General features: G+C 43.6%; 25 protein-coding genes and 2 riboswitches. Of the genes, 18 read left to right on the top strand and 7 right to left on the bottom strand.

Annotated features, from left to right (window positions below; all coding sequences use genetic code 11):
* Positions 1-11 precede the first annotated feature (11 nt).
* The 4 genes from NIT04_RS15900 to NIT04_RS15885 all read left to right on the top strand — a co-directional run bounded on the left by NIT04_RS15900 (position 12) and on the right by NIT04_RS15885 (position 2,509).
* On the top strand, positions 12-665 hold the full coding sequence (locus NIT04_RS15900; protein ID WP_252504511.1) for a redox-sensing transcriptional repressor Rex: 654 nt from the start codon (positions 12-14) through the stop codon (positions 663-665).
* A 65-nt stretch (positions 666-730) separates the two neighbouring features.
* Positions 731-925, top strand: coding sequence for a twin-arginine translocase TatA/TatE family subunit (locus NIT04_RS15895; RefSeq protein WP_252504510.1), 195 nt, complete (start codon positions 731-733; stop codon positions 923-925).
* A gap of 17 nt (positions 926-942) precedes the next feature.
* Positions 943-1,737 (top strand): twin-arginine translocase subunit TatC, encoded by a 795-nt coding sequence (gene tatC / locus NIT04_RS15890; protein ID WP_252504509.1) that lies wholly within the window; start codon positions 943-945, stop codon positions 1,735-1,737.
* A gap of 139 nt (positions 1,738-1,876) precedes the next feature.
* A complete protein-coding gene (locus NIT04_RS15885; RefSeq protein WP_252504508.1) occupies positions 1,877-2,509 on the top strand; it encodes a YIP1 family protein in 633 nt (210 codons plus the stop codon).
* Between the two features lie 36 nt (positions 2,510-2,545).
* Here the strand turns inward: NIT04_RS15885 and NIT04_RS15880 are convergent, their stop codons facing one another.
* Positions 2,546-3,283 carry a CPBP family intramembrane glutamic endopeptidase gene (locus tag NIT04_RS15880; protein WP_252504507.1) on the bottom strand — a complete coding sequence of 246 codons (738 nt, stop codon included), beginning with the start codon at positions 3,281-3,283 and terminating at the stop codon, positions 2,546-2,548.
* A gap of 246 nt (positions 3,284-3,529) precedes the next feature.
* Between NIT04_RS15880 and groES the strand changes: the two genes are divergently transcribed.
* A complete protein-coding gene (groES, locus tag NIT04_RS15875) occupies positions 3,530-3,814 on the top strand; it encodes a co-chaperone GroES (protein WP_060205190.1) in 285 nt (94 codons plus the stop codon).
* A 47-nt stretch (positions 3,815-3,861) separates the two neighbouring features.
* Complete coding sequence (groL, locus tag NIT04_RS15870) at positions 3,862-5,490, top strand: chaperonin GroEL (RefSeq protein ID WP_252504506.1); 1,629 nt, start codon at positions 3,862-3,864, stop codon at positions 5,488-5,490.
* A gap of 127 nt (positions 5,491-5,617) precedes the next feature.
* Here the strand turns inward: groL and NIT04_RS15865 are convergent, their stop codons facing one another.
* A complete protein-coding gene (locus NIT04_RS15865) occupies positions 5,618-6,139 on the bottom strand; it encodes a cupin domain-containing protein (RefSeq protein ID WP_252504505.1) in 522 nt (173 codons plus the stop codon).
* A gap of 256 nt (positions 6,140-6,395) precedes the next feature.
* A riboswitch (purine riboswitch) is annotated at positions 6,396-6,497 on the top strand.
* Positions 6,498-6,623: 126 nt separating this feature from the next.
* Between NIT04_RS15865 and NIT04_RS15860 the strand changes: the two genes are divergently transcribed.
* The 5 genes from NIT04_RS15860 (at position 6,624) to NIT04_RS15840 (ending at position 12,972) form a co-directional block, all read left to right on the top strand.
* Positions 6,624-7,784, top strand: coding sequence for a BMP family protein (locus tag NIT04_RS15860; protein WP_252504504.1), 1,161 nt, complete (start codon positions 6,624-6,626; stop codon positions 7,782-7,784).
* A 99-nt stretch (positions 7,785-7,883) separates the two neighbouring features.
* The gene (locus NIT04_RS15855; RefSeq protein ID WP_252504503.1) at positions 7,884-9,416 is read left to right on the top strand and encodes an ABC transporter ATP-binding protein; all 1,533 of its coding nucleotides are present in this window, start codon (positions 7,884-7,886) and stop codon (positions 9,414-9,416) included.
* Positions 9,409-10,560, top strand: coding sequence for an ABC transporter permease (locus NIT04_RS15850; protein WP_252504502.1), 1,152 nt, complete (start codon positions 9,409-9,411; stop codon positions 10,558-10,560). Before NIT04_RS15855 ends, NIT04_RS15850 begins: the two co-directional genes overlap by 8 nt.
* Positions 10,561-11,520 carry an ABC transporter permease gene (locus NIT04_RS15845; protein ID WP_252504501.1) on the top strand — a complete coding sequence of 320 codons (960 nt, stop codon included), beginning with the start codon at positions 10,561-10,563 and terminating at the stop codon, positions 11,518-11,520.
* Positions 11,521-11,700: 180 nt separating this feature from the next.
* Positions 11,701-12,972: a RidA family protein gene (locus tag NIT04_RS15840; protein ID WP_252504500.1), complete on the top strand. Its 1,272-nt coding sequence runs from the start codon at positions 11,701-11,703 to the stop codon at positions 12,970-12,972.
* A 72-nt stretch (positions 12,973-13,044) separates the two neighbouring features.
* On the opposite strand, the gene NIT04_RS15835 is transcribed toward NIT04_RS15840, so the two are convergent.
* Positions 13,045-13,227 (bottom strand): hypothetical protein, encoded by a 183-nt coding sequence (locus tag NIT04_RS15835; RefSeq protein ID WP_252504499.1) that lies wholly within the window; start codon positions 13,225-13,227, stop codon positions 13,045-13,047.
* Positions 13,187-14,326 carry an RNA polymerase factor sigma-54 gene (rpoN, locus tag NIT04_RS15830; protein ID WP_252504498.1) on the bottom strand — a complete coding sequence of 380 codons (1,140 nt, stop codon included), beginning with the start codon at positions 14,324-14,326 and terminating at the stop codon, positions 13,187-13,189. The genes NIT04_RS15835 and rpoN overlap by 41 nt, the downstream gene beginning before the upstream one ends.
* Positions 14,327-14,720: 394 nt before the next feature.
* Here rpoN and NIT04_RS15825 point away from each other — a divergent pair, with 394 nt between their 5' ends.
* Positions 14,721-16,133 (top strand): YfcC family protein, encoded by a 1,413-nt coding sequence (locus tag NIT04_RS15825; protein ID WP_252504497.1) that lies wholly within the window; start codon positions 14,721-14,723, stop codon positions 16,131-16,133.
* A 204-nt stretch (positions 16,134-16,337) separates the two neighbouring features.
* Here NIT04_RS15825 and NIT04_RS15820 read toward each other — a convergent pair whose 3' ends face one another.
* Positions 16,338-18,050 (bottom strand): transglutaminase-like domain-containing protein, encoded by a 1,713-nt coding sequence (locus NIT04_RS15820; protein ID WP_252504496.1) that lies wholly within the window; start codon positions 18,048-18,050, stop codon positions 16,338-16,340.
* A 197-nt stretch (positions 18,051-18,247) separates the two neighbouring features.
* Between NIT04_RS15820 and NIT04_RS15815 the strand changes: the two genes are divergently transcribed.
* Together NIT04_RS15815 and NIT04_RS15810 are read left to right on the top strand one after the other, a co-directional pair.
* Entirely contained in the window at positions 18,248-18,451 is a 204-nt protein-coding gene (locus tag NIT04_RS15815; RefSeq protein WP_252504495.1) for a helix-turn-helix transcriptional regulator, read from the top strand.
* A gap of 1 nt (position 18,452) precedes the next feature.
* On the top strand, positions 18,453-18,956 hold the full coding sequence (locus NIT04_RS15810) for a hypothetical protein (RefSeq protein WP_252504494.1): 504 nt from the start codon (positions 18,453-18,455) through the stop codon (positions 18,954-18,956).
* 243 nt (positions 18,957-19,199) lie between these two features.
* Here the strand turns inward: NIT04_RS15810 and NIT04_RS15805 are convergent, their stop codons facing one another.
* A complete protein-coding gene (locus NIT04_RS15805; RefSeq protein WP_252504493.1) occupies positions 19,200-19,481 on the bottom strand; it encodes a DUF2277 domain-containing protein in 282 nt (93 codons plus the stop codon).
* A 373-nt stretch (positions 19,482-19,854) separates the two neighbouring features.
* Here NIT04_RS15805 and NIT04_RS15800 point away from each other — a divergent pair, with 373 nt between their 5' ends.
* Positions 19,855-21,090: a mechanosensitive ion channel family protein gene (locus tag NIT04_RS15800; RefSeq protein ID WP_252504492.1), complete on the top strand. Its 1,236-nt coding sequence runs from the start codon at positions 19,855-19,857 to the stop codon at positions 21,088-21,090.
* A gap of 351 nt (positions 21,091-21,441) precedes the next feature.
* On the opposite strand, the gene NIT04_RS15795 is transcribed toward NIT04_RS15800, so the two are convergent.
* Positions 21,442-23,241, bottom strand: coding sequence for a hypothetical protein (locus NIT04_RS15795; protein ID WP_252504491.1), 1,800 nt, complete (start codon positions 23,239-23,241; stop codon positions 21,442-21,444).
* Positions 23,242-23,758: 517 nt separating this feature from the next.
* Positions 23,759-23,866, top strand: a riboswitch (TPP riboswitch).
* Positions 23,867-23,966: 100 nt separating this feature from the next.
* Between NIT04_RS15795 and tenA the strand changes: the two genes are divergently transcribed.
* Genes tenA through thiD form a run of 3 tightly spaced genes read left to right on the top strand, consistent with a single transcriptional unit; the run spans position 23,967 to position 26,293 of the window.
* Positions 23,967-24,650, top strand: a complete 684-nt coding sequence (gene tenA, locus NIT04_RS15790; RefSeq protein WP_252504490.1) for a thiaminase II — start codon at positions 23,967-23,969, stop codon at positions 24,648-24,650.
* Positions 24,651-25,457, top strand: a complete 807-nt coding sequence (gene thiM, locus NIT04_RS15785; RefSeq protein ID WP_252504489.1) for a hydroxyethylthiazole kinase — start codon at positions 24,651-24,653, stop codon at positions 25,455-25,457.
* Complete coding sequence (thiD, locus tag NIT04_RS15780; protein ID WP_252504488.1) at positions 25,454-26,293, top strand: bifunctional hydroxymethylpyrimidine kinase/phosphomethylpyrimidine kinase; 840 nt, start codon at positions 25,454-25,456, stop codon at positions 26,291-26,293. Before thiM ends, thiD begins: the two co-directional genes overlap by 4 nt.
* Positions 26,294-26,305 lie beyond the last annotated feature (12 nt).

Genomic DNA, 26,305 nt, shown 5'->3' with positions numbered 1-26,305 from the left:
GGAGGTAAGAAATGGCTGAATCAACTCCGAGAGTTCCACAGGCGACGTCAAAACGCCTTCCATTATATTATAGATTTCTACAAAACTTTGCGAACGCCGGCAAGAAGCGCGTCTCTTCGAGTGAACTGAGCGAGGCGATGAAAATCGATGCCGCTACGATCCGCCGTGATTTCTCCCATTTCGGGGCACTCGGGCGAAAAGGCTACGGCTATGACGTAAACGACCTCCTTTTATTCTTCCGCCAGGCGTTGGATCAGGATGAAGGGACGCATGTCGCGTTGATTGGTGTTGGGAGCTTAGGGAACGCATTTTTGAAATACAATTTCCAGAAGAACCATAATACGCGGATTGTCGTCGCGTTCGATCCGAAGGCGCCAAGGGAAGGGAAGACGATCAGCAACATCCCGGTGTTCCATCCTGACATGATGGAAGAAAAGATCAAGGAGCTCGGCATTAATCTCGTCATCTTGACTGTTCCGACGAAGGCGGCGCAGGAAGTTGCGGATCGGCTCGTCAATATCGGCGTGAAAGGCATCCTTAATTTCACACCCGTCCGGCTAACGGCGCCTGACTGGATGCGTATCCATACGATCGATTTGTCGGTGGAATTGCAGACGTTAATCTATTTCATTAAAAATGACGAAAAAGATTCACAAATAGAATGAACTGTTCAATAGTAATACAAGCTGTTTTCATGTAAAATAGGTACCATACGAAGGAGGTGTCCGAAATGGCTCCAGGTATAGGAAGTCTACTTATAATCGCTGTCATTGCATTGCTCATTTTTGGACCGAAGAAGTTGCCTGAAATTGGAAAGGCATTTGGATCTTCATTGCGTGAATTTAAAAATGCAACAAAAGGTCTTGCAACCGATGATGAAGAACCGACCAAAAAAGTTGAAGACAAGAAAAATGATGTGCAATAAGTAAGGATGTCTGTCCGATGAAAGAAAAAAATTTAACAGTCATTGAACATATAGATGAAATTAGAAAACGACTGATGGTAATCGTCGTTTTCTTTGTTATTGCGGTGATCGGCAGCTTTTTCATCGCCAAGCCAATCATCAAGTTTTTACAATTAAAGGCAGGATATGAGGAATTTCACGCATTCAATGTCGTCGATCCGATTGCCCTGTACTTGAAGGTCATCATCTTTTTGGCGGTTGTGATCATTTCACCGGTCATCATGTACCAGTTCTGGTCGTTCATATCGCCCGGGCTTCATGAGACGGAGCGGAAAGTGACGTTGAGCTATATCCCGTTCGCGTTTCTACTTCTTCTTGTGGGAATCATGTTTTCGTATTTTGTCCTCGTGCCGTTCGTCATGAACTTCATGAAGGAGCTCTCGGCGGAATTAGGCATCACACAGACGGTCGGTATTAATGAATACTTCACATTCCTGTTCCAAATACTCATTCCGTTCGGCGTGATCTTCCAGCTGCCGATTGTCCTTTTATTCTTGTCGAGGCTCGGTATATTGGATCCTGCGAAGCTCGTGAAAATCCGTAAGGTAGCGTATTTCGTGCTGTTCGTCATTGCTGCGTTCATCACGCCACCGGATCTCATGTCACATTTATTAGTGACTGTTCCGTTATTCGCGCTTTATGAAATAAGTATTGTCATCTGCCGCGTCGGCTATCGGAAATTCCTGAAGGCCGAGGAGAAACGGAAGATTGAAGAAATAAAGGCTGAACAGCAGCGCCAAATTGACGAAGTAATGGGGAACTTGGAGAAATAAAATGATGTCCCGCTTCCCGGGTTATGGGGGCGGGATTTTTTTGTGATGAAATTCCAAAAAGATTCCAGTATGATGGGAAGTAGGGGACTCAATAGCAAGTCCTCTTACATATACATAAGAAGTAAAAGGGGGAACAAACATGAAGCCACTTATATCGATTTGGAGCCAACCGACGAAGACACTGCAATATTTGCTCGAGAAAAAGTCGGTCGGATACGGTTTTCTCATTTTCCTGCTGAGCTCGATCAGCACCGGTTCAATCGCCATGGCGACGGCGGGAATTTTTGGCGGCCTGCCGATAGCATTCATCATCATTTTATCCATAATCATGACATACGGCGGGAGCCTCATCGGCTGGGTGATCAATACGGCGATGTATACGTGGGTCGGTAAATGGCTTGGCGGGACAGGGAAATTCTCCGACATGATCCACATCACTCCTGCGCCTGCGCTTGTTGCAATCTGGCTCGCGCCGATGAACTTCCTGCTAATCGCCGTGTACGGATCCCGGCTATTTGAAATGCCGACAGGGAATTTAGGGATTACAAATTTGCCGCTAGGCATTTACTTCTTGCAAAATCTCATTACAATTGGCGTCGGCATATTTGGAACGGTCATCGCCTGTAAAGGGATCGGCCTTGTGCATGGTTTTTCGGCATGGCGCGGACTCGGTGTTGTCGCCATCATCATTGCCATCTTTTTCGTCATTGTCTTTCTCATTGTGCTCGTATTTGGGGCAATCATCTTTTCAATTATCGCGTCATTAAGTTGAATGAAAAACGACCTCCCGTTATGGGAAGTCGTTTTTTTATTGAAGAAAAGAGATGACTGCTTGCTTCATATTTTGCAATTGCTCCAATTTCTCGTAGTTCAGTTGAACAATCATGACGAAGCCGTTCATAAGGAAGTGTGCAATCATCGGCGTCCAAATGCGCTTTGTATGGTGGTAGATAAATGCGAACACCATTCCCGGCGCCGTATAGATGAGCAGATGCTCGAGCTCCCCATGTACAGCTGCGAAAACAATTCCACTTACGATTGCGGCAATCCAGAAGTTCGTCTTTGTGTAAATACCTCCGAATAGAACCCTTCTGAAAACAATCTCCTCCAAAAGGGGTGCGAAAATGACGATGGAAAAGATAATGATCGGTGTCGCTTTGGCAATGTCGCTCAGCAAGGCGGTATTTTCGGAGCCGGGCTTGATGCCGAGCGCTATTTCAATGATTCCGGCAATCATTTGACCTGCCATCGCCATGAAAAAACCTAACACTCCCCATAGGATAGTCATCCAAGGAGTCGCTTTCTTCCCTTTTTTAAAGATATCCCAAAAACGTTTGTTGCGCGTTGTCATGAATAGGATGATTGGGGCGGCGATCAGATTGGTGATGAACAGCGCCCAGGCGAAGCCGTAATAAGCCGCGTCTTCCTTAGCCATGCCGGCGGTGTCTTGAAAGTAGGTGAAGAGTCCTTTGGAGACAGGAATGCTTCCGAATTGCATTGCAATATATAAAAGAACGATCGAAATAGAGATTTTCCAGTTTTTCATTGCCAACTTCCTTTCTTCTATTATCCATTTTAGCCTTTCTATGAAGACAAGCAAAGAGAAAAGGATACAGCCATTGTTGACTGTCGGCATGCTTCTATGGAGGCGGAACATCATTTTATCTTATCTATAAATACACAAGTATTTTGCTTGCAATTATTGGGCAACTTTATTATGATAAGAATTGTATTAGCACTCTTGATTGCTGAGTGCTAAAAAGAAGATAATTTGTCGAGGAGGTTGTTTCACTTGTTGAAACCATTAGGTGACCGTATCGTAATCGAACTGATCGAAGCAGAAGAAAAGACGTCTAGCGGTATCGTATTACCGGATTCTGCGAAAGAAAAACCGCAAGAAGGTAAAGTTGTAGCGGCAGGTACTGGACGAGTTCTTGAAAACGGCCAGCGTGTTGACCTGGAAGTGAAAGAAGGCGACCGCATCATCTTCTCAAAGTATGCTGGAACTGAAGTGAAATATGAAGGCAATGAATATTTGATCCTGCGTGAAAGCGACATTCTAGCTGTCATCGGCTAAGTCGCCCCTTATAAATAAGTACACGAAAAAACAGGAGGAATTCATAAATGGCTAAAGAAATTAAATTTAACGAAGACGCGCGCAGCGCAATGCTACGCGGTGTAGATACACTTGCTGACGCTGTTAAAGTGACGCTTGGACCAAAAGGACGCAACGTCGTTCTAGAAAGAAAATTCGGTTCACCGCTTATCACGAATGACGGTGTGACAATTGCAAAGGAAATCGAGCTTGAAGATGCATTCGAAAACATGGGTGCTAAACTTGTGGCGGAAGTAGCTTCCAAAACAAACGAAATCGCTGGTGACGGAACGACAACTGCGACTGTCCTAGCACAAGCAATGATCCGTGAAGGATTGAAAAACGTAACAGCTGGAGCAAACCCTGTCGGCATCCGTAAAGGAATCGAAAAAGCGGTTGCAACAGCAGTTGAAGAGTTGAAAGGCATTTCCGACGAAATCGAAAGCAAGCAGGAGATCGCACAAGTTGCTGCTATCTCTTCAGGCGACGAAGAAGTCGGCGAATTGATCGCTGAAGCGATGGAGCGCGTCGGCAACGATGGCGTCATCACGATTGAAGAGTCAAAAGGCTTCACGACTGAGCTTGACGTCGTAGAAGGTATGCAATTCGACCGTGGCTACGCGTCTGCGTACATGGCGACAGATACGGACAAAATGGAAGCGGTTCTCGAGAACCCTTACATCTTGATTACAGATAAAAAGATTTCAAGCATCCAAGAGATTCTACCGGTTCTTGAGCAAGTCGTTCAACAAGGCAAGCCATTGTTGATGATTGCGGAAGACGTTGAAGGCGAAGCGCTTGCAACGCTAGTTGTGAATAAACTTCGCGGTACATTCAACGCGGTAGCTGTCAAAGCACCTGGATTCGGTGACCGTCGTAAAGCGATGCTGGAAGATATCGCTATCCTTACAGGCGGGGAAGTCATCACTGAAGACCTTGGCCTTGATCTTAAATCTGCTGATATCAATCAGCTTGGACGCGCTGCGAAAGTCGTTGTTACAAAAGACCACACGACAATCGTCGAAGGAAACGGAGAAACAGATGCAATCGCATCACGTGTCGGCCAAATCCGTGCGCAACTTGAAGAATCAACTTCCGAGTTCGACAAAGAGAAGCTACAAGAACGCCTTGCAAAACTTGCTGGCGGCGTAGCGGTCATCAAAGTCGGAGCGGCAACTGAAACAGAATTGAAAGAGCGTAAACTTCGCATCGAAGACGCATTGAACTCAACACGTGCGGCAGTCGAAGAAGGTATCGTATCCGGCGGTGGTACAGCGCTTATCAACGTCTATACGAAAGTTGAAACGCTTCTTGAAGGAACAGAAGGCGACGTCGCAACGGGCGTGAAAATCGTCCTTCGCGCACTTGAAGAGCCAGTTCGTCAAATCGCAACAAACGCTGGCCTTGAAGGCTCGATCGTCGTTGATCGCCTAAAACGCGAAGAAGTCGGAATCGGCTTCAACGCAGCGAACGGCGAGTGGGTGAACATGATGCAAGCTGGTATCGTGGACCCTACAAAAGTTACTCGTTCCGCACTCCAACACGCGGCATCCGTGGCGGCAATGTTCCTATCTACGGAAGCAGTCGTTGCAGATATCCCAGAACCACCAACTGCAGGCGGCATGCCTGACATGGGCGGAATGGGCGGCATGATGTAATAAGAAAAGCGTAAGCGGCTGTTCAGCCCCGACACCTCGAGGGGCTAGCCGCTGGAGCTAGACATCGCTTTACCAAATAAGAAGAAGCTCCCCATAATTGTGGGGAGCTTCTTTTTCATCCTATTCGTCACTCTGGAATTTTCTCATAAGCCATCTTCAAGATAACGTCTTTATGTTGAGGATATTTCAGTAACAGCTCTTCCTGTGTAAACAACTCAAAGTCCTTGTACTCAAAACCAGGAGAAACCATACACCCAACTAAAGAGAATGTATCCGGATCCATCACGGATGATCCGAAAATCGTGTTTTTGGGAACTAACGCCTGGGGGACTTCTCCTTTATCCAAATTCAACCCTAATTTAATTTCTTTATAATCCCCATTTTCCTCAATGACATGAATGGTTAGAGGACTTCCCGCGTGATAATACCACAACTCGTCAGATTTCAAACGATGAAAATGGGAAATATCTTTTGAAGTTAATAGAAAGTAAATACTCGTATATAGCTTACGGTCCCCATCAAAATTAACGGTTACTTCTTGATCGGAAATCGTTTCGGTCGAATGGAATGCTTGTTTATAATATCCACCCTCTCGATGCGGAGTTAATCCAAGGTTGGATATGAAAAATTGTGCATCATGGCTATTCACTTTTAGCTACCTCCAATTGTTTTTATTACAATACCAATTTAATTACTCATTGCTGCCTCTAATCTGAAGCATTCCCTAATTGTACAAATTAAGTAGGCAAGTTACAAACATTTAAAACATTAAGAAGGCGAATGTTACCTATACTTTTGGCTGATAATTCAAGTCGTTCGCACAATTAGCGAACGATATAACGTTTTTTAAATTAATCATTCGGATTTTTATTGACACCTCAATTTCCGGGTGTTATTATTGGGTAGTAAAAATTGAATAATATTCTCGTATAATATTGGGGATAGGGCCCAAAAGTTTCTACCAAGCTGCCGTAAATAGCTTGACTACGAGGTAGTATATATAACGATAGAGATAAATAACTTATTTATCTCTATCGTCTACCTTCCTGAAGTCAAGCACCGGTATCTACACGGTGCTTTTTTAATTTTTACACAAACGCAATTCAAGCATATTAACAGGGAGGATCATTTCGATGACGAAAAACACAAAGAAATTAGCAATGGTATTAGTCCTTGCTTTAATGACTGTTGTTATGGCCGCATGCGGAAATAGCTCAGCTAATAAAAAGGAAGATAAGGCTGGAGCTGACGAAGAAGGCTTGAAAATTGCAATTGTAACAAGCCCATCTGGCGTAGATGATGGCAGCTTCAATGAAGATAACTATAACGGCATTTTGAACTTTATTAAAAACAATCCAACAGCAACCGTAAAGTCTGTTAAAGAGCCAACAGGTGATCCTGCTGCGGCAGTACAAGCTGTTGCCGATATCGTGGCAGATTATGATGTAATTGTTACACCTGGTTTCCAATTTGCTGGGGTTTCTAGCATCGCTGTAGAAAATCCGGATAAGATCTTTATCATGAATGACACTGAGCCAGCTCCTGTAGATGGCCAAACTGATTTCGACAATATTTATGCAATGAATTTCGCCGAGCAAGAAGGTGGTTTCTTTGCAGGAATGGCTGCAGCACTTGAAACGAAGACAAACAAAGTAGCGGTTGTAAATGGAATCGCTTATCCTTCAAACGTAAACTATCAATTCGGTTTTGAATCAGGCGTAAACTATGTCAATAAAGTTTATGGGAAGAATGTTGAACTAGTTGAACTATCTGGTTATGCAGGAACGGATGTAACGGGTGCTAATGTTGGCGGTAACTACGCAGGATCATTTGCAGATGAAGCAACTGGTAAAGTAATCGGCAATGCATTGATCAAACAAGGTGCAGATATTCTCTTCGTTGCTGCAGGCGGAACGGGTAATGGTGTATTCACAGCAGTTAAGGAAGCAAAGGGCGACGTGAAAGTAGTTGGTGTGGATGTTGACCAATATGACGACGGTGCCAACGGTTCTAAAAATATCGTGTTAACATCCGGTGTGAAATTCATGGCGATGAACATTGAAAAGGCATTGAATTCTGTTGCTGATGGATCCTTTACAGGCGGAAATGTAGTTCTTCATGCTGATACAGATTCAACAGGTTTTATTAAAGAAGAAGGACGTCACCAATTATCTGAGGATACATTAAACAAAATGAATGAGGCGTACGAGCTAGTGAAAGATGGCACAATCGTACCTGCATCCAACTTTAATGAACATACTCCAGAAAAGTTTCCAGGACTAAAAAGTAAGTAAAGACACAATGACAATAGAAGTTTATCAGTTCCCTACTAAATGTTTAGGGAATGATGAACTTCTATTATTTTTCCGATTTCTGAGGGAGGAGAATGAACGATGTCTGAATATATCGTGGAAATGAAACATATTACGAAACGTTTCCCTGGAATCGTAGCAAATGACGACGTATCCATCGGCATTAAAAAAGGTGAAATTTTCGCCTTGCTTGGTGAAAATGGTGCAGGAAAATCAACATTGATGAGTATTTTGAGCGGGATGTACGAACCTGATGAAGGAGAGATCTTTATTCGGGGGGAGAAGGTTCAAATCAGTTCGCCGAACCACGCGGCAAATCTTAACATCGGAATGGTCCATCAGCATTTTAAGTTAGTGGAAGATTATACGATTACGGAGAATATCATTTTAGGGGTTGAGCCCATCAACAAATTTGCCGGTCTCTTTCCATACGTAGGTATTCGAAATGCCAATCGTAAAATTGAAGAGTTGTCCAAGAACTTTGGCTTGGAAGTGGATCCTACGAAAAAAATTGCCGATCTTACGGTATCCATGCAACAACGTGTGGAAATTTTAAAAGTACTTTATCGTGAAGCTGAAATTCTCGTTTTTGATGAACCAACGGCAGTCTTAACGCCACAAGAAATTGAATTCTTACTCGGTATTATTGAAGGTCTGCGAAACAGTGGAAAAACAATTATCTTAATCACACATAAGTTAGAGGAAATTAAGAAAGTGGCCGATCGATGTGCCGTATTGAACAAAGGTAAATTGATTGATGTGTTGGATGTGAAGACAACAACGACCAATTTTATGGCTCAATTAATGGTCGGTAGGGAAGTAAGTTTTGAATCTGAAAAAGCACCTGCTCAATTTAAAGAGGAAGTATTGAAAGTAGAAAATTTAACCGTGAAAAATGAGGACGGATTTGAAGTAGTCAAAGACGTTTCCTTTACGATACGCAGTGGGGAAATATTTGCGATTGCGGGCGTCGCTGATAATGGTCAAGTTGAAATAGCGGATGCCATTGCCGGTTTAGTAAAGGCGAGCGGCGGAAAGATATTCCTCAATGGACAGGACATTACGAAAGACAGTATACGAAACAGAACTGAATCTGGAATCTCTTATGTACCCGAAGATCGACAACGATTTGGACTGTTTTTGGATTTTGATCTAGCAACGAATTTAGGTTCAAAGCAGTATTACAAAGAGCCGTTTTCGAATAAAGGAATCTTGAATAAGCAGGAATTCGATCAATTTGGCAGTCAGTTGATTGATAAATATGATATTCGAAGTGGACAAGGGATTAACACGCAAGTTCGTTCGATGAGTGGCGGGAACCAGCAAAAGGCCATTATTGCTCGTGAGATCGAATTGCAATCTCCGCTCATGATTTTCGTTCAACCGACACGGGGAGTAGATATCGGTGCGATCGAAAATATTCATAAGATGATCATCGAACAACGCGATCAAGGAAAAGCGATCTTACTCGTTTCGTTGGAGTTAGACGAAATTATGAATGTAGCGGATACGATCGGCGTTATTTATAATGGCCAACTTCAAAAGATTGCAAGCAGCGAATCATTAACGACGAATGAAGTCGGCGAATATATGATGGGGGCAAAACATGAGTAAGGATAAAAAGAAAACAAGCGTAAGTTATCGTCTGTTTTGGCCAATACGAAATGAGAAATGGCAACCGATCACAATCCCGGTAGCTTCGATACTAATCAGTTTCATTGCAGCGGCTATCGTCATCCTGCTGCTCGGCAAAAATCCGATCCAAGCATTTTACAACTTGTTCCAAGGGGCAGGAACCTTCCCGAAGGCAACGTACGCTGGCTATAAAAGCATGCTGACTGATTTTTTAAGTTTGTTAGACGCCATGACGCCACTTGTATTCGCTAGCCTAGCAGTGGCTGTTGCTCTTAGAGCGGGCCTATTTAATATTGGGGTTTCCGGACAAATGCTCTTCTCCGGCTTTTTAGCGACCGTTCTCGTCGGCTACAGCGGGTTGGATGCCTTCGTTGCAAAGCCGCTTGTATTGCTGATCGGAATGGTTGCAGGGGGCTTAATGGGTGGATTAGTAGGATGGCTAAAATATAAATTCAACATTCATGAAGTCGTAACTACGATTATGTTCAATTACATTGCCCAATATGTAGTAAGCTTTTTCATTCATATGTATTACATTGATCCGATTTCAAGACAGTCAAAATATATTACGGAAGCGGCACGATTGACGTTAGTAAATGTCGAGATCGCGAACTTGAAAATGGATATCCCATTGGGCTTTATTTTGGCCATTGCCATTGCGATTTTCATCAAGTTTCTTCTGGACAAAACAGTTGTTGGTTTTGAAATTAAGGCAGTAGGATCCAACCGAAATGCGGCAAAGTATACAGGGATAAAGGTCGGAAGTAATACAGTCTTAGCCATGATCATTTCTGGCGGATTGGCTGGTCTTGCGGGTGTAACGTATTATTTAGGTGATTTTGCATCTATCCAACCAAAGGTATTAACAAGTCTTGGATTTGACTCCATCGCGGTAGCGTTATTAGGAAATACTCATCCAATTGGGATTATCTTTTCATCCTTCTTAATATCAATTATTGATCAGGGAAGCACGTATATGAGTTCGCAGGCTGGAATCAGACAAGAAATTGCTTCTGTGATCATCGGGTTAATCCTCTTGTTTAGTGCATGTGGTGCATACTTGAAGCATAAAGTCAGCCGCTTGAAGGAAAAAGAAGTGGATCGAAAGGACAGTGAATCATAAATGGATACAATACTTATTGATGGATTATCCTTTGCTCTGCCTCTTTTTATCATGGCAATCGGCGGTATCTATAGTGAAAAAAGTGGGATTACCAATTTAGCACTTGAAGGCTTTCAAGGGTTCGGGGCATTCATCGGAGCCTTGTCAGCTGTTTTGATTGCAAATGCTTCTGGAGCAGCTATTGAGGATATGTTCTACGTGGCGTTGCTATTTGCAATGATTGGCGGGATGGGTTTTTCCGTCATCCACGCTCTGTTAAGTATTAAATTTAAGGCAAATCAAGTCATTAGCGGTGTTGTCATTAATATTTTGGCGTTAGCATTAACGACGTTTTTAACAACACAAATCAATGCGCTTGTATTCGGAGCGGCTTCGGACAAGTTCCGATTAGGTGTATCGGAGCGGTTTACGATTGACGGTTTAGCCAATATACCAGTGATTGGTGCAATCTTTACGGATGTGTACCCGTTCCAAGTAATCATCATTGTCATTGCCATTTTTGCTTGGTATGTATTATATAAAACAAAGTTTGGATTGCGCCTGAGAGCGAGTGGGGAAAATCCGCATTCCGTTGACACAGCAGGCGTAAATGTATCGAAAATACGGTTTTCTGCGGTTCTCATATCGGGACTACTATCAGGTCTCGCAGGTATATGTTTTGCCTATTCCATTTCTGCTCAATTTTCTTCAGGTATTTATATGGGATACGGATTCTTAGCCATTGCTGCGTTAATCTTCGGCAACTGGAGGATTCTCCCTACGTTAGGAGCTTGTCTGTTATTCGGTTTTGCAAAATCGGGGGGCATGTTCATTGCCCAGTCTATGGCATTACCAAGTAGTTTCACCGATTTATTCATGATTTTACCGTATGTAGTAACGCTATTGTTATTGATCTTTTTCTCTAAATCAAATCGTGCTCCGAGAGCGTTAGGTGAGATTTACGATAAAGGAAAACGATAAATGCTTTTCAGAAGAAGTCTCCTGAACAAACTTCGGGAGACTTCTTTGTTCATTTCACACATAACGTTAGCCGAAGTGACCAAACTCTGCTATAATTGCATAGCACTCCGAACGGTTTAGAACGGCTTTTTCGGTGCATACTTGAAGTAGTAAATATTTATCTAGAAGGGAAATAGTATTATGAGCAATTTTAACGCAGTATCAGCAAAAAATACGGAAAATGCGCCAAGCGGCAATGGTCTATATTCACATTCTGTAGCTTTCTCTCATTACAATAATCTTTCAGCTCAATTGCCGATCGATCCGACAACAGGTAAATTGGTAGCTGGCGGTATTAAAGAGCAAGCTGAACAGTGCTTTACTAACATTAAAGCAATTGTAGACAGCATCGGTCATGTTATGAGCGATATCGTTCGTATCACAGTATTCGTTAAAGATATTAAAGACGTTGACGCTGTAGATGAAGTTTACAAAACATACTTCCCAACTTATGTTCCTGCACGTACATCGGTTGCAGTAGCAGCTTTGCCAATGGATGCTATGGTGCAAGTTGAAGCACTACTTTCACACGGTGAAGGTTCGATTCCAAACGCACCACAAGCAGGCGACCTTGTTAAGCTTACAAATAACACGGCAAATGCCCCTACAAGCTCCCTATCTACACAAACTGTAGCTTTCTCTCATTACAATTACCTTTCAGCTCAATTGCCGATCGATCCAACAACTGGCCGCTTCGTAATTGGCGGTGTACAAGAGCAGGCTAGACAGTGCTTGAAAAATATCAAAGCAATTTTAGAAAGCATCGACGTTCCATTTGACGATATCGTTAAAATGACGATCTTCGTTAAAGACCTTAAAGATATTGAAGCGGTAAACGAAGTGTATTCAACATTCTTCCCAGACTCCGCTATCGCTAGAACTGTTGCATATGTACCTGCACGGACAGTAGTTGAAGCTGCAGATCTACCTATGGGTGCTTTAGTACAAATGGAAGCAGTCGTGTCTCACGGAGACGGTACGCCTCCACAAGCGATTGAAGACAGACATGGAATCGTAATCTGGGCAAACAACACTGAAAATGCACCTAAGAATTCCCTATCTACTCAAACTGTAGCGTTCTCTCACTACAATCACCTTTCAGGTCAATTACCTTTAGATGCAAAAACGGGTAAATTGGTAGCTGGTGGCGTAAAAGAGCAAACTGAACAGTGCTTGAAAAATGTTAAGGCGATTGTTGAAAGCATCAACCACGTTATGGAAGATATCGTTAAAGTAAATATCTTCGTTAAAAATATCGAGGATATGGGTGCTGTAGACGAAGTTTACAAAACATTCTTCCCAGGCGGAGTACCTGCACGCAGAACAGTTGGCGTATCAGCATTGCCTGAAGATGCGTTAATCCAAATCGATGTAGTTGTATCAAATGCTGAAGGAACACCTCCACAAGCATAATAGACATTTTAAAACGAATATTGAAAAGGGCTGTCTCAAATGAAATTGAGACAGCTTTTTTTATTGCAAAGACTATACGCGTATTTCCTTCCGTTTACTGGACGGGGGAATCCGTAATTCTTCACGGTACTTACTAATGGTCCGTCTTGAGATGGAAATCCTTTGTTTTGTATTGAAGTATTCCGCAATTTTTTGATCGGAGTACGGTTTATATTTATCTTCTGAGGACTTTTGTCTGGGAAATGCTATCGCCATCCGATGTTTCCAGTTTGGAAGTGAAAAGAGTACGCAACTCGTACGTGCCGTGAGGTGTTTGAATCACTTTATTCGCAGTCGCCCGGCTCACAGTCGATTCATGCATTCCAATTTCATCGGCTACTTCTTTCAATGTCAGAGGCAGCAATGAGGACAAGCCGCTCTCAAAGAAATTCTTCTGTTTATCTAAAAGGACTGTTACGATTTTAATAATCGTATTGCGCCGTTGCTCGATACTCGTTAACAGCCATTGATAGTTTTTATGTTGTGTCTGCAAATATTTTGATACATCATTTTTTGCATGAAGGAATTGTGAATACTCCTTATTCAACTGGATTGCTGGCAAATAACCGTCATTCAAGTGAAAAACGAACTTGTCATCTATCAATTCGACGATAATATCTGGTGTCATGAACTCCGTTGAATGCTCGCAAGTGAAAGTACAAGGTCGTGGATTAAGCGAGAGGATGAAGTTGTGCAGCTCTTTCAATTCAGCCATCGTAATCCTCATCTTGGAAGCAATTTCATTCCATTTCCGATCGGCGACCAGGTCCAGATGATGTTGCACCAGTTCTGCAGCCATTACATTTTCCGGATAAAGATAGGAAATCTGCAGAAGGAGACATTCCTTCAGGTTCCGAGCACCGATACCGATTGGCCCCAAATGTTGTAGAAGGTGAATGCCGGTTTCGATTTGCTCTTCTGTGAATTGCGAAGGGCAGTCTGTATCAGTGAACAGGTCAGGCAAATATCCGTTTTCATCAAGATTATAGATGAGGAAATGTAACAACTTTTGCGTAAACTCGTCCTTATGCATGAACTTGGCATGTTCATACAATTCGTCCCGCATGTTTTTGCCACTGCTCCGTACCACTTCTGTCGGCATCTCAGAGGTGCTGGAAAAGCGTTGGTTGACTCTTTCCTCATAATTGTTGCGATCCTCTTTTTCCTTCAGTTCGATGAGTGGGTTTTCCAATTCCTGTTGCCTAATATAATGTTCAAGCTCATGTGTCGTATATTGTAATAATTCAATAGCTTGCCTTAGTTCCATCGTCATTAGTAGATTAAGCTCTTGTCGCTGCTGGAGAACAAGCTCCATGAATACTCCCCCTCCTTATGAACACTGAAAAATGTAAGCGTTTGCAATAGTATAACTATTATTATAGCACAAATAACGTGGGATTCCGACACGAAACATGAATGTTCAGATAAGATGAATCGATTGGAGGACAATATCGTAGATTCTTTTTTAAAAAGAATGAAATGACGTAATTATATGGTATTCATGTACAGATCATTGTGCAGTGTTGACAAATCGGAATTTTCCGTTGTGTTACTTTAACAATGGTATTACATTTTATTGGCTACAAGGTCTAACGACTCAAGTCTAGTAAGCTTGTATAATAAACATAGCAACTTGAAATGAGAAAGATACAGGCTAAGATTATACAAAATCGATTATTAGTCTGTATAAATAACTGAGGAGGTTTCAAATGAAGAAGGAAAAAGGCGTCAAAAAGAAGTTTCAACTTCCACATATTTATGTCATCCTATTTACATTCAGTGCGCTGGCGGCCATTTCGACGTACTTTATTCCAGCAGGTAAGTTTGAGCGTGTCCCAGGACCCGATGGAAGAACATCGATCGATCCGAACTCATTTACAAAAGTGGAATCTGCGCCTGTCGGGATTGCCGATTTCCTTACTGTCATTCCGAGGGGACTGATTGATGCCGGAGAGATTGTCTTTTTCACGTTTATTATCGGTGGTATGTTTATGGTGCTGAAAACAACCGGAATTATTGAAGTGGTTGTGGACAGGCTGGCAAATCGATTTGCGAAAAAGAGTATATTCCTGATCCCGATTTTAACGACAGTATTTGCAATTGGAGCAACATTAATCGGAACCCCTGAACTATCGCTCGTTTATATTCCTGTTATTATGCCATTAATTATTGCCTTAGGGTATGATTCCATTGTTGCTGCTGCGATTGCTCTTGTCGGTACGGTTGTCGGGTTTACTGCAGGCGTTCTAAACCCGATTAACGTAGGATTGTCGCAAAAAATTGTAGGCATCCCGGTGTTTTCAGGATTGCCATTGCGTCTTCTTCTATTTATTGTCTGTATATCGGTGGGAATTTATTTCATCATGCGCTATGCAAAAAAGGTACAGCAAAATCCGTTAAACAGCTATGTGTATGAAGATGACGAAGAAAAAAGGGAACTTTATAAGCAGAAAGATAAAATTGAAGCAAAAAGCATGAACACGAGACAAAAATATGCTTCAGTCGCTGCACTCATCTTCCTCGGAATCTTAGTATACGGCGTGCTTCAGCACGGTTGGTTCATGGTGGAGATGGCAGGTCTATTTATCTTTATGGGAATTGTAGTCGGCAAGATAGCCGGATTGAACGCTACCCAGATTTCGAACGCTTTCACGGAAGGTTTCCGTGAGGTGCTCATGGGAGCCATTATTATTGGTCTTGCTCGTTCGGTCGCTGTTGTGCTTGAAGACGGACAAATTATGGATACGATCGTTTACAGCCTCGGTTCAATGGTCGGTGAGATGCCATCTGTCCTCGGTGCAGTAGGTATGTATCTCGTACAGTTGGCCATTAACTTTATTATACCGTCCGGAAGTGGACAGGCCTTGGTCACAATGCCGATCATGGGGCCGCTTTCAGACATTATCGGCGTAACAAGACAGACAGCTGTGCTTGCGTTCCAGTTCGGGGACGGCTTTGCCCATATTCTATTCCCGACTTCGGGTTATTTCATGGCTGCACTCGTCATCGCCGGCGTATCTTGGCAAAAATGGATCCGTTTCTATATGCCGCTATTCCTCGTGTTCTCGGCAATCGGGGTTGTCACATTAGTGATTGCTCAGATGATTCAATACACAGGCTGAATTGTGTGGGTGCCTGTGCAGTAGACTATTCAGAATTGTTTTGGTGCCTGTGCACCAAACTATTCAAATTATGCACTACAATTGCATAAAGTGAAAAGAAGAAGCTGATCAACTCAAGGTTTGATCAGCTTCTTTTTGTATTTATATGAATATTATTGAATTGTCATAAATGTGTGCTGCACAGGCACCGTTTTTCACGTTAGATCAATACTCCACGCCACTACGGGAATGCGTCTTGAATGCTTCTTCATCCGGTTCGAAGTAATCTTCTGTGTAGTTCGCTACAAATTCCCCATTGGCGATATAGCCGGCGCCCCATGTCGGGTCCATTGTGAGCCATTCGCCGTCAACCTTCACTTCAACCCATGCGTGACGGGAGAAATTGAAGCCCGCTCCAGCCGTTCCTGCTACATATCTTGCTTCCATGCCGGACGCGCGAAGCAAGGCGAGGGCGAGATACGTATAGTCTTGGCAAATCCCTTTTTCGAGCTCAAGCACTTTTAACGCACTATCATCCCACATAAAATCGCTGTTTTTCTGTTTTTCTACATCATACGCAATTGACTTTGCCGTGAATTCATAGATGGCCTTCGCTTTTTCACGTTCCGACATATCTTCAGTTATGAGCTCTTTCGCAATCGCGATAATATCAGGGGCATCGGATTGAACTCCCCGTGATGGCAATAAATTGCGTAGGTCCTCAGTGGCTGTGCTTTCTACTGTGAATTTGGCTACGTCATAATAATAAAACTTGGAACTGTTTTTCTCTTTTATCTCCGGTACGCTCACGATTACTTCATACGTTCCCGGACCGAAGCGCAAATAGAATTCATCGTCGAATTTGTAATTATCGACGGGAATGACGGATAACGACTTGTCGCCATCTTTTTTAGTCGTAATATAAAGATGTGTCGTCTCCTTTGCAAAGGGGGCATCTTTGTCGATGGTGCCTTTTATGCGATACGTTAAATTGGTCTCTTCACCGCCGGCCGTTGGATAGGTAAGATTGACACCACGTTCGTGATAGGTCGTCATGTAGAGAATCGGTTCAGTGACAAGGTCAGATTCATTGTCGATATAAAGTGTTGTTCCTGCCTGATAATAGTTATCTCTTTCTTCGTCAGGCACATAGATTTTTAATTCATGCACACCTTTTCCGTAAAACAAAGGGACGTCATATTCGAATTCGCCGTTTTTAACTGGAAGGACGTGTTTCCACGTTTCTCCGTCTTTTTTGAGCTCAAGCATCAGCGACTCGTTTGTTCCTTTTATGGAAGGGATTTTCCCTTTTAACGTGAAGACTTCGTTTTCTTTTACATACCCGCTATCCGGCGCCTCAAGTGATAATCTTACTTCCTGGGCAAAGGGGGTATACGTAAGATCTCGTTGCATCGCAGGGTTTACGTTAAAGACAGTGAATTTTGCAAGATCGTAATAATAATTTTTCTGCTTAGTGCTAGGGAGCATCACAGTTACTTGGTATTCTCCCTCTCCATTAAAAAGCCTGACGTCCTGTTTAAATTTCCCGTCTTCAATAGGCGCATAGTATTCCATCTGGTCGTCGGAAAGCGCTTCTCCGGAAAACCTGATTTTGATCCATACATAGTTTTCTTGTAATTGATCCTGATGTTCAACGGTACCTTCAACTGTAACGATTTCATCCACCGCAAAGTTTGTGTGGGTCGGTTCCAGTAACGCAGCTCCCACTTCTTCGGCATAGCCTGTCAGTTCCAAAGGTGCCATTTCAAGCTCAGCGTTTTTCTTATCAACTGCCGCTTCATAATCAACCCTTTGTTCATGCTTTTGCTCAGGTGTTGGCTGTGATTCATTTACGGCGGCAGATTTATTCGTGCATGCGCCTAATAGAAGCAAGCATAACAGCGAAACAATCTGTATATGTATTTTTCTCATAGACATCGGATTCCCCCTTGGAATTTTTTTGATATCTCTACTATAGCAAGTTTTCGTACTTAAATCTTAGGTCTGTCGATTGGGGTATTAAGTACTGTTTCACAAGATGGCTGAACTAATATTGTTAATTATACTTAACTATATGTTAACAATACTTTACATAATGTTAAGAATGGTGTACATTGTAATTGGGAGGAATTTACATGCTAAAAAACAAGGTTCGGGAGCTGCGTGCCCGTCATGAGTTTACACAAAGTGATCTCGCCAAAATGGTTGGTGTCACGCGACAGACGATCGGCTTTATTGAAAAAGGAGAGTTTTCTCCTTCGGTTACGCTGGCCCTGAAAATTGCGAAGGCACTCCAATGTGATATGAATGAATTATTTTGGTTGGAGGGGGAGGAATGAAATGAAGGGTGATATGAGGTACTCGTATCCGCTATGGCAAATGGGGTGCGTTCTATTGCTGATAGCACTCACGACGATAATTGGATTCACTTCGGACTATGAATTATCGCATGGCACGGATAGCTTTATTTCTCAGGTTAATTTGGAGGGAGATAGTTTTTGGTACTTTGCCCTTTGGCTTGCCTTGTTGGTTTTCTACATGGTTGTATTTAGATGGAAACTCCATCAACATAACAAACGCAATCCAGCTCATCGGATGAGATTCACGACATTTAAACCACAGGAATATATGGAGGACGATGAGTTGTTTGAAGACGTCACAAGACGTGCGACACAGAAGGTCTATTCTTACTTCACGATTGCACTCCCGTTCCTAGCAACATTATTTTTGATTTTGCCGATTGGGAAGTTCGGCATGCTGAACATATTGCTGTTGCTTGTGATTGGACAATATTATATTTATTTCTGGACAATCAGGCGGTATATGAAAGATGATGCCGAATAACTAGGGGAGAAGTGGGTTCAAATGTTGGGTGCCTGTGCGGCGAATTATTCAGATGATACACTACAATTGCATAAAGTGAAACGAAGAAGTTGATCAACTCAAGATTTGATCAGCTTCTTTTTGTATTTATATCTAAATTGCTGAGTTGTCATAAATGTGTGCTGCACAGGCACCAGCACAATTCCGACGCAATCAGGAAGTAAGATGTAGGGGGTGGAGATCCATCTTAATCTTCCTTAGCTCCTAATCCTGATTATCCAATCCAAATCTTTTTGCATTACGAGCTTGAGCCCTTTCAGCTTCAATTTCTCGATTACGAGGTTCGGCATTCGTTACCAATGTGTTTAATAAATTTTGTGTAGCAATAGCCACTTCCTCAACGGCAAGATTAATAGCATCCTCGTTTGCCTTGGACGGCTTGTTGAAACCAGAAATCTTCCGCACGTATTGGAGCGAAGCGGCATAAATTTCATCCGTGGTAGCCGGAGGGCAAAAATTAAACAGTGTTTTAATGTTTCGGCACATGTCGTTTACCTCATTTGTTTAATATTTTCTCGATTGTATCATATTCCACTGAATCGTATCGGTGCCTGTATAGGAGTCTGAAGAAAGTGGTGACCTCTTGATTTTGCATATAATGGGAAGAAGAGTTGGGTGCCTGTGCAGCGCACTATTCTGATAATACAATACAATTGTATAAAACAAATAGAATAATCATGCTATATCAAGGTTTGTTCAGCTTCTTTTTGCATAATTATCCAAATTATTAAATTGTCATAAATGTGTGGTGCACAGGCACCGACGCAATTTGAATGGATCACTATATGCTGAATGAAAGTGACGTCCCCTTCATTCTGTTATAATAAGAAGGAGACGAAAGGTGGGGAGGGGGAAACAAATGAATTTTATTCGTAATCGGCTTTTAGGTTACGGGGTGGATGAGGCTTTGGTAGATACACTCTCATTTGTCATCCTGGTTGGTGTAATTATTCTCCTTTGTATCGTCGCGAATTTAATATCGAAACATCTGATTATCCGTTTCATCACGCATATTGTGAGAAAGAACGATATTAAGTGGGGCAATATTCTGTTGGAGCGAAAAGTGCTCCGTAGATTATCTCATTTCGTGCCTGCTCTCATTATTTATTACTTCGCTTCGACCTTTCCTACGTATCAAAAGGCAATCGAAACGTTGGCACTGACGTATATCATGATTGTGGCGTTCAGTGTTATTAATCGATTATTAAGCGTGTTCAATGATATTTATCAAACGTATGAAATAGCAAAAACGAAGCCTATTAAAGGATATGTGCAAGTTGCCAAAATAGTTGTCGTTATTGTAGGGGCCGTTTTGGTCATTGCTAATCTGATGGGGGAAAGCCCCGTCATTCTGCTGAGTGGAATCGGTGCACTATCAGCGGTGTTCATGTTGATTTTCAAGGATTCGTTATTAGGTCTTGTGGCGGGAGTGCAGTTGTCAGCGACTGAGATGGTGAGGATGGGCGACTGGATTGAGATGCCGAAATACGGCGCGAATGGAGATATCATCGATATTTCCTTGAATACGGTAATGGTTCGGAACTTTGATAAGACGGTGACGATGATTCCGAGTTATGCGCTCATTTCGGATTCCTTCATCAACTGGCGGGGGATGCAGGAGTCTGGCGGGCGACGCATTAAGCGCGCATTGTATATTGATATGTCGAGTATCACGTTTTGCACAGAAGAAATGATTGAGCATTTTAAACAGATCCACTATCTATCGAATTATATCGTCGAACGTGAACGAGAAATAGAGGAGTACAATAGTAAAAATAAAATAGACCGAAATAATGTTGTCAATGGGAGAGCGCTAACGAATGTTGGGGTATTCAGAGCATACATCCTCCAATATATGCAACACCATCCGCGTATCCATCAAGAAATGACGTTGATGGTTCGCCAGTTGGCGCCAGGTGAGCATGGGCTGCCGATAGAAATATACGCATTTGTAGATGATACGAAATGGACCGTCTATGAAACCGTGCAAGCGGACATCTTTGATCATTTGTTCGCGATTGCACCTGAATTCGGTCTCCGCGTATTCCAAAACCCAACAGGCAGCGATTTGAAAGCGTTGGGGAATGGGGTATGAAGCGACTGAATTGTTTCGGTGCCTGTGCATCACACTATTCAGATTATACACTACAATTGCAGAAGATAAATGAGGAAGCCAACCAAATCAATATCTGGTTGGCTTCTTTTCGTATATATATAACTTTCCTTGAATTGTCATAAATGTCTGGTGCACAGGCACCGAATAGGAGGGGAGCACCGAAAATGTGAATGAATAAAGCCCTTGAAAACTCCAACCAGAGTTCACAAGGGCTTTATTGTTTATCTAAATTATTATTTGCTTAACCGTAAGGCATACGGTTCAGGCAGGGAATGCTAACATTTCCTGTTATGGGATGCAGTGCTATTTAGTTTTTATTTTGTTACTATCTTATTTTTTGAGCAATCCGAAGAAAGAGCTATAAGCTGTAACGACTTGGTTGTAATATCCAACTAGCTTGTCCCAAACTGTTGTTTGAACAGTTTCTGTAGCTGGTTCTTCAGTAACGTCTTCGGCTACATCTTCGCCTTCAACAGCGTCTTCGCCTTCAACAGCGTCTTCGCCTTCAACAGCGTCTTCGCCTTCAACAGCGTCTTCGCCTTCAACAGCGTCTTCGCCTTCAACAGCGTCTTCGCCTTCGACAGCGTCTTCGCCTTCAACAGCGTCTTCGCCTTCAACAGCGTCTTCGCCTTCGACAGCGTCTTCGCCTTCAACAGCGTCTTCGCCTTCAACAGCGTCTTCGCCTTCGACAGCGTCTTCGCCTTCAACAGCGTCTTCGCCTTCAACAGCGTCTTCGCCTTCGACAGCGTCTTCGCCTTCAACAGCGTCTTCGCCTTCAACAGCGTCTTCGCCTTCAACAGCGTCTTCGCCTTCGACAGCGTCTTCACCTTCAACAGCGTCTACGTCTTCAACAGCGTCTTCGCCTTCGACAGCGTCGTCACCTTCGACAGCGTCTTCGCCTTCGACAGCATCGTCACCTTCAACAGCGTCTTCGTCTCCAGCAGGTAATTCAATTGTACCGTCTTCTGTAGCATCTTCGCCTTCAGTAGGTACTTCTTCTGTTTCTTCACCTGGTAAAACGATACCAAGTTGGTTTTGGATAGCAAGGTTATAGTAGTCGATCAAACTTACATAATTTTGTAAGATTGATTTGTACTCATTGATTGCGTCGTCTGTTATAATAGAGTCGGTTTGGTCAGTTGACGGAGTATCTTCAGTGATAGTCTCGTCAGCTGGCTTTTCTGTTTCTTCAGCGTCTTCTGCTGCTTCTTCTTCGTCAGCTGGTGCATCTGTAGCTTCTTCATCTACAGGTACATCCGTAGCTTCGTCTTCATTTACAGGTGCTTCATTTGAATCTTCTTCGTCAGCCGGTGATTCAACAGCTTCGTCTCCGTCAACTGGCGCATCAACAGCTTCCTCTTCGTCAGCTGGAGCGTCAACAGCTTCCTCTTCGTCAGCCGGTGCATCAACAGCTTCTTCTTCGTCAGCCGGAGCGTCAACAGCTTCTTCTTCGTCAGCCGGAGCGTCAACAGCTTCTTCTTCGTCAGCCGGAGCGTCAACAGCTTCTTCTTCGTCAGCTGGAGCATCTACAGCTTCTTCTTCGTCAGCTGGAGCATCTACAGCTTCTTCTTCGTCAGCTGGAGCATCTACAGCTTCTTCTTCGTCAGCTGGAGCATCTACAGCTTCTTCTTCGTCAGCTGGAGCATCAACAGCTTCTTCTTCGTCAGCTGGAGCGTCAACAGCTTCCTCTTCGTCAGCCGGAGCGTCAACAGCGTCTTCTTCGTCAGCAGGTGCGTCTGTATCTTCTTCATCTACAGGTGCATCTACGTCTTCATCAGCTGGCGCGTCTGTACCTTCTTCATCAACAGGTGCGTCTGTATCATCGTCATCGTTATTAGGTGTGTCTGTGTCATCTTCATCTGTTGTATCATCTTCATCCGGCTCTGCAGCTACGAAGTTTTTATTTGCAATCGTACGCATGAATTGCCCTTTTTCAGGTGAACCCGGAATAGTTGTTGCATAATAGGAAACCTTTTCACCGTGGTTTTTAAACTCTTTTTCACCATTTTCAGCTGCTAACGCTGATCCGCCTGCTCCGAAAATAGCAGCAGTTAACATTGAAGTCGACATGACAAACGGTAAAATTTTCTTTTTCGTGTTCTTCTCGTTACGATTCGTTTCTTTAACCAAGAATGATCAAACTCCCTTTTCTTAAATTTTTTTACCCAACTACCAGATCATGAAGCGAAATAACACTCATCCTAATAAAGTCGTTATGTACATCCGCCTCCTTCTCAAGTATGTAGGGCCATTTTTTTACTATCCGTGAAATAGTTTCATTCGGATAGGTGGGCAGTGCCCCATCTGCACATTACCAACAATAACAAAAGAAAATAACAATGGTATGACAACCAATTAACAAGTATTCGTGGAAATATTAACCTTTGTAATAATAAAAAAGCGTGGGAGAAGACTAAAAAGAGGGTTTAATATAATCGATTGGACCCTAATAAACCATATTATACCAATTTAAAAAATGCCGATAACGTCCTATGTATGCATGTCCTATTACTTTATTTTCATGGTTATCGCATGGTCTAAACGGTCTATCGTTATTTATTTCTAAATATTACATTGCCGTAAATTACAGATGTCAGATTTGCCATAATAGTAATCTATGTTATAGTGTAGTTGAAAACTGAAAAGAGTTAACCACTGGGGGAGTCTTTGTGAAAGACTGAGACGTGTATCGATACACGGACCCTTAGAACCTGATCTGGCTCATACCAGCGTAGGGAAGTGGGTCGCACGTCTTCCAAAGGTTATCTTACGCCGATATGCGAGCCGCTTCTTCAACGATTGTGTTGAGTGAAGCGGCTTTTTTGGTTTTCCAAAACTTTAAAGGAGTGGTTGGAATGACGTTTTGTGAAGAGGTACGGAAGGAATGCAACGATGTTTGGGAGGCAAGCTTCCATCATCCGTTCATTCATGCGCTTGCGGAAGGGACATTGCCTGAAGAGGTGTTCAAACATTACGTACTGCAAGACTCGTATTATTTGAAGCATTTTGCGAAAGTGCATGCCATGGCTGCCGTGCAGGCGACGGATTTATTGACGGTGCAACGGTTTGCGCAGCATGCGGACGGAACTTGCGGGGCGGAGATTTCATTGCACGAAGGCTTCTTTGGACTGTTGGGCGTTACGGATGAAGACATTGAACACTTTGAACCGGCACCGACAGCGTATGCGTACACGTCGCATTTATACCGGGCCGCGTTGGAAGGTGACTTGGCTACGACGTTGTCCGCATTGCTTCCGTGTTATTGGTTATATTACGAAATCGGCGAGCGGCTGAAGGATGCGAAACCGGATCACCCGATTTACGACAAATGGATTGCCACGTACAGTTCTGAATGGTTCGAACAGGCAACCCGTGAACAGATCGACCGGTTGAATAAACTGACGGAAGGTCTTTCGGACAAAAGGCGCGAACAATTGAAAGCTCATTTCATTAAAAGCGTCCACTATGAATTGCAGTTTTGGGAAATGGCATGGACACAGCAAACATGGTCTCTTGAAACAAGCGAGGTGCATGCATAAATGGCTCAATTTTCATTACTGAAAGAACTGCGTACGCAAAACCCGTTAGTCCACTGCATTACGAATATTGTCGTTGCAAACTTTCAAGCGAACGGCCTGCTGGCAATGGGCGCTTCTCCGATTATGGCGGATGCAATCGAGGAGGCGGCGGAAGTAGCCGCCGTTTCCTCCTGTACATTGCTCAACATCGGGACGCTGGATCCTTCGGCTGTTGAATCAATGATCGTTGCTGGAAAAGTTTCTTCCATTAAAGGGCGTCCACTCGTATTGGATCCTGTCGGCGCAGGGGCGACTGCTTTCCGCAAAGATACGGTCGCTACACTTCTGGAGGAATTGGATATTACGCTCATCCGTGGAAATGCCGGAGAAATTGCATCCATTGCGGGAGTCGAATGGGAAGCGAAAGGCGTCGATGCAGGGGCCGGTTCGGCAAATATCGAAGAGGCGGCGAAAGATGTGGCTCGCCGCCACCGTTGCCTCGTCGCTGTTACCGGTGAGACCGACATCGTGACAGATGGTGAAAAAATTATCCGGGTGACAGGAGGGCATCCGCTTATGAGCAAAATTACCGGAATGGGCTGCCTGTTAAGCGCGGTTTCCGCCGCTTTTCTTTCGGTCGGTAAGGATGCGCCGATCGATGCGGTTGCTTATAGTCTTGCATTTTACAAGAGGGCGGGTGAATTGGCCGCTGAACCGTCTTCAGGTCCGGGTGATTTTGCGGTTTATTTCCTGAATGCTTTACACCAATTAGATGATGATGCAATCGATGTCGGCCAATTCATTGTTGAAGAGGGGGTTGCCAAATGACTTCTGTTGCTCTTACGATTGCCGGTTCTGACAGTGGCGGCGGGGCGGGAATCCAAGCCGATCTGAAAACATTCCAAGAGCTCGGCACGTTCGGAACATCCGCATTGACGGCGGTGACCGCCCAAAATACGCTTGGCGTCCATGCGGTTCAACCGATTGAGACCGACATCGTCATTGCGCAAATCGAGGCGGTGCTGAATGATTTCACGGTTGGCGCTGCGAAAACGGGGATGCTGTTCTCTGCGGAGATTATTGAAGCGGTCGCTCATACGCTGGGCCGATACGAAAGAATGCCTCTCGTCATCGATCCCGTCATGATCGCGAAAGGAGGCGCTGCGCTTCTTCAACAGTCGGCGATTGTAGCTTTGAAAGAGCATCTCGTTCCGTCCGCGGCCCTTTTGACGCCCAATATACCTGAGGCGGAAGTGCTGACGGGAATGACGATTGTTTCGATGAAAGATATGGAGAAAGCCGGGGAGCGATTGCTTAGGATGGGAGCCGGCGCGGTGCTGCTGAAAGGTGGGCATCGGACAGATACTCCTGACGCGGAGGATCTGTTTTTGTCTTCGGCGGGCGATTGCTTTTTAATGAAGAGCAAACGGATCGACACGAAAGACACCCATGGCACGGGATGTACGTTTGCCGCAGCCATTACGGCGGAGCTTGCGAAAGGTGCTCCGATGCATGATGCAGTCGTTACAGCAAAGCATTTTATCCATGCAGCGATTGTGGATGGGCTTTCCATCGGCAATGGGCACGGACCGACAAACCATGCGGCACTTCGGAAGCGGGGACCGGTGGAACGGAAGGATGTTGAATTGATTGGGAAATATTGACCTTACGTTATA

The organism is Sporosarcina sp. Marseille-Q4943 (assembly GCF_943736995.1).
Taxonomy (GTDB): domain Bacteria; phylum Bacillota; class Bacilli; order Bacillales_A; family Planococcaceae; genus Sporosarcina.
The sequence above is the reverse complement of the archived record's forward strand: the minus strand, read 5'-3'. Positions and strand labels throughout refer to the sequence as shown.

Bases quoted from the DNA above. Each gene is read 5' to 3' on its own strand.
- NIT04_RS15860 (WP_252504504.1), top strand. From the start codon at position 6,624: ATGACGAAAAACACAAAGAAATTAGCAATGGTATTAGTCCTTGCTTTA.
- NIT04_RS15900 (WP_252504511.1), top strand. From the start codon at position 12: ATGGCTGAATCAACTCCGAGAGTTCCACAGGCGACGTCAAAACGCCTT.
- NIT04_RS15820 (WP_252504496.1), bottom strand. From the start codon at position 18,050: ATGTCTATGAGAAAAATACATATACAGATTGTTTCGCTGTTATGCTTG.
- NIT04_RS15845 (WP_252504501.1), top strand. From the start codon at position 10,561: ATGGATACAATACTTATTGATGGATTATCCTTTGCTCTGCCTCTTTTT.
- NIT04_RS15855 (WP_252504503.1), top strand. From the start codon at position 7,884: ATGTCTGAATATATCGTGGAAATGAAACATATTACGAAACGTTTCCCT.
- NIT04_RS15800 (WP_252504492.1), top strand. From the start codon at position 19,855: ATGAATTTTATTCGTAATCGGCTTTTAGGTTACGGGGTGGATGAGGCT.
- NIT04_RS15840 (WP_252504500.1), top strand. From the start codon at position 11,701: ATGAGCAATTTTAACGCAGTATCAGCAAAAAATACGGAAAATGCGCCA.
- NIT04_RS15835 (WP_252504499.1), bottom strand. From the start codon at position 13,227: ATGGCGATAGCATTTCCCAGACAAAAGTCCTCAGAAGATAAATATAAA.
- NIT04_RS15885 (WP_252504508.1), top strand. From the start codon at position 1,877: ATGAAGCCACTTATATCGATTTGGAGCCAACCGACGAAGACACTGCAA.
- NIT04_RS15810 (WP_252504494.1), top strand. From the start codon at position 18,453: ATGAAGGGTGATATGAGGTACTCGTATCCGCTATGGCAAATGGGGTGC.
- thiD (WP_252504488.1), top strand. From the start codon at position 25,454: ATGACTTCTGTTGCTCTTACGATTGCCGGTTCTGACAGTGGCGGCGGG.
- NIT04_RS15805 (WP_252504493.1), bottom strand. From the start codon at position 19,481: ATGTGCCGAAACATTAAAACACTGTTTAATTTTTGCCCTCCGGCTACC.
- rpoN (WP_252504498.1), bottom strand. From the start codon at position 14,326: ATGGAGCTTGTTCTCCAGCAGCGACAAGAGCTTAATCTACTAATGACG.
- tenA (WP_252504490.1), top strand. From the start codon at position 23,967: ATGACGTTTTGTGAAGAGGTACGGAAGGAATGCAACGATGTTTGGGAG.
- groL (WP_252504506.1), top strand. From the start codon at position 3,862: ATGGCTAAAGAAATTAAATTTAACGAAGACGCGCGCAGCGCAATGCTA.
- tatC (WP_252504509.1), top strand. From the start codon at position 943: ATGAAAGAAAAAAATTTAACAGTCATTGAACATATAGATGAAATTAGA.
- NIT04_RS15825 (WP_252504497.1), top strand. From the start codon at position 14,721: ATGAAGAAGGAAAAAGGCGTCAAAAAGAAGTTTCAACTTCCACATATT.
- NIT04_RS15815 (WP_252504495.1), top strand. From the start codon at position 18,248: ATGCTAAAAAACAAGGTTCGGGAGCTGCGTGCCCGTCATGAGTTTACA.
- NIT04_RS15880 (WP_252504507.1), bottom strand. From the start codon at position 3,283: ATGAAAAACTGGAAAATCTCTATTTCGATCGTTCTTTTATATATTGCA.
- NIT04_RS15850 (WP_252504502.1), top strand. From the start codon at position 9,409: ATGAGTAAGGATAAAAAGAAAACAAGCGTAAGTTATCGTCTGTTTTGG.
- NIT04_RS15895 (WP_252504510.1), top strand. From the start codon at position 731: ATGGCTCCAGGTATAGGAAGTCTACTTATAATCGCTGTCATTGCATTG.
- thiM (WP_252504489.1), top strand. From the start codon at position 24,651: ATGGCTCAATTTTCATTACTGAAAGAACTGCGTACGCAAAACCCGTTA.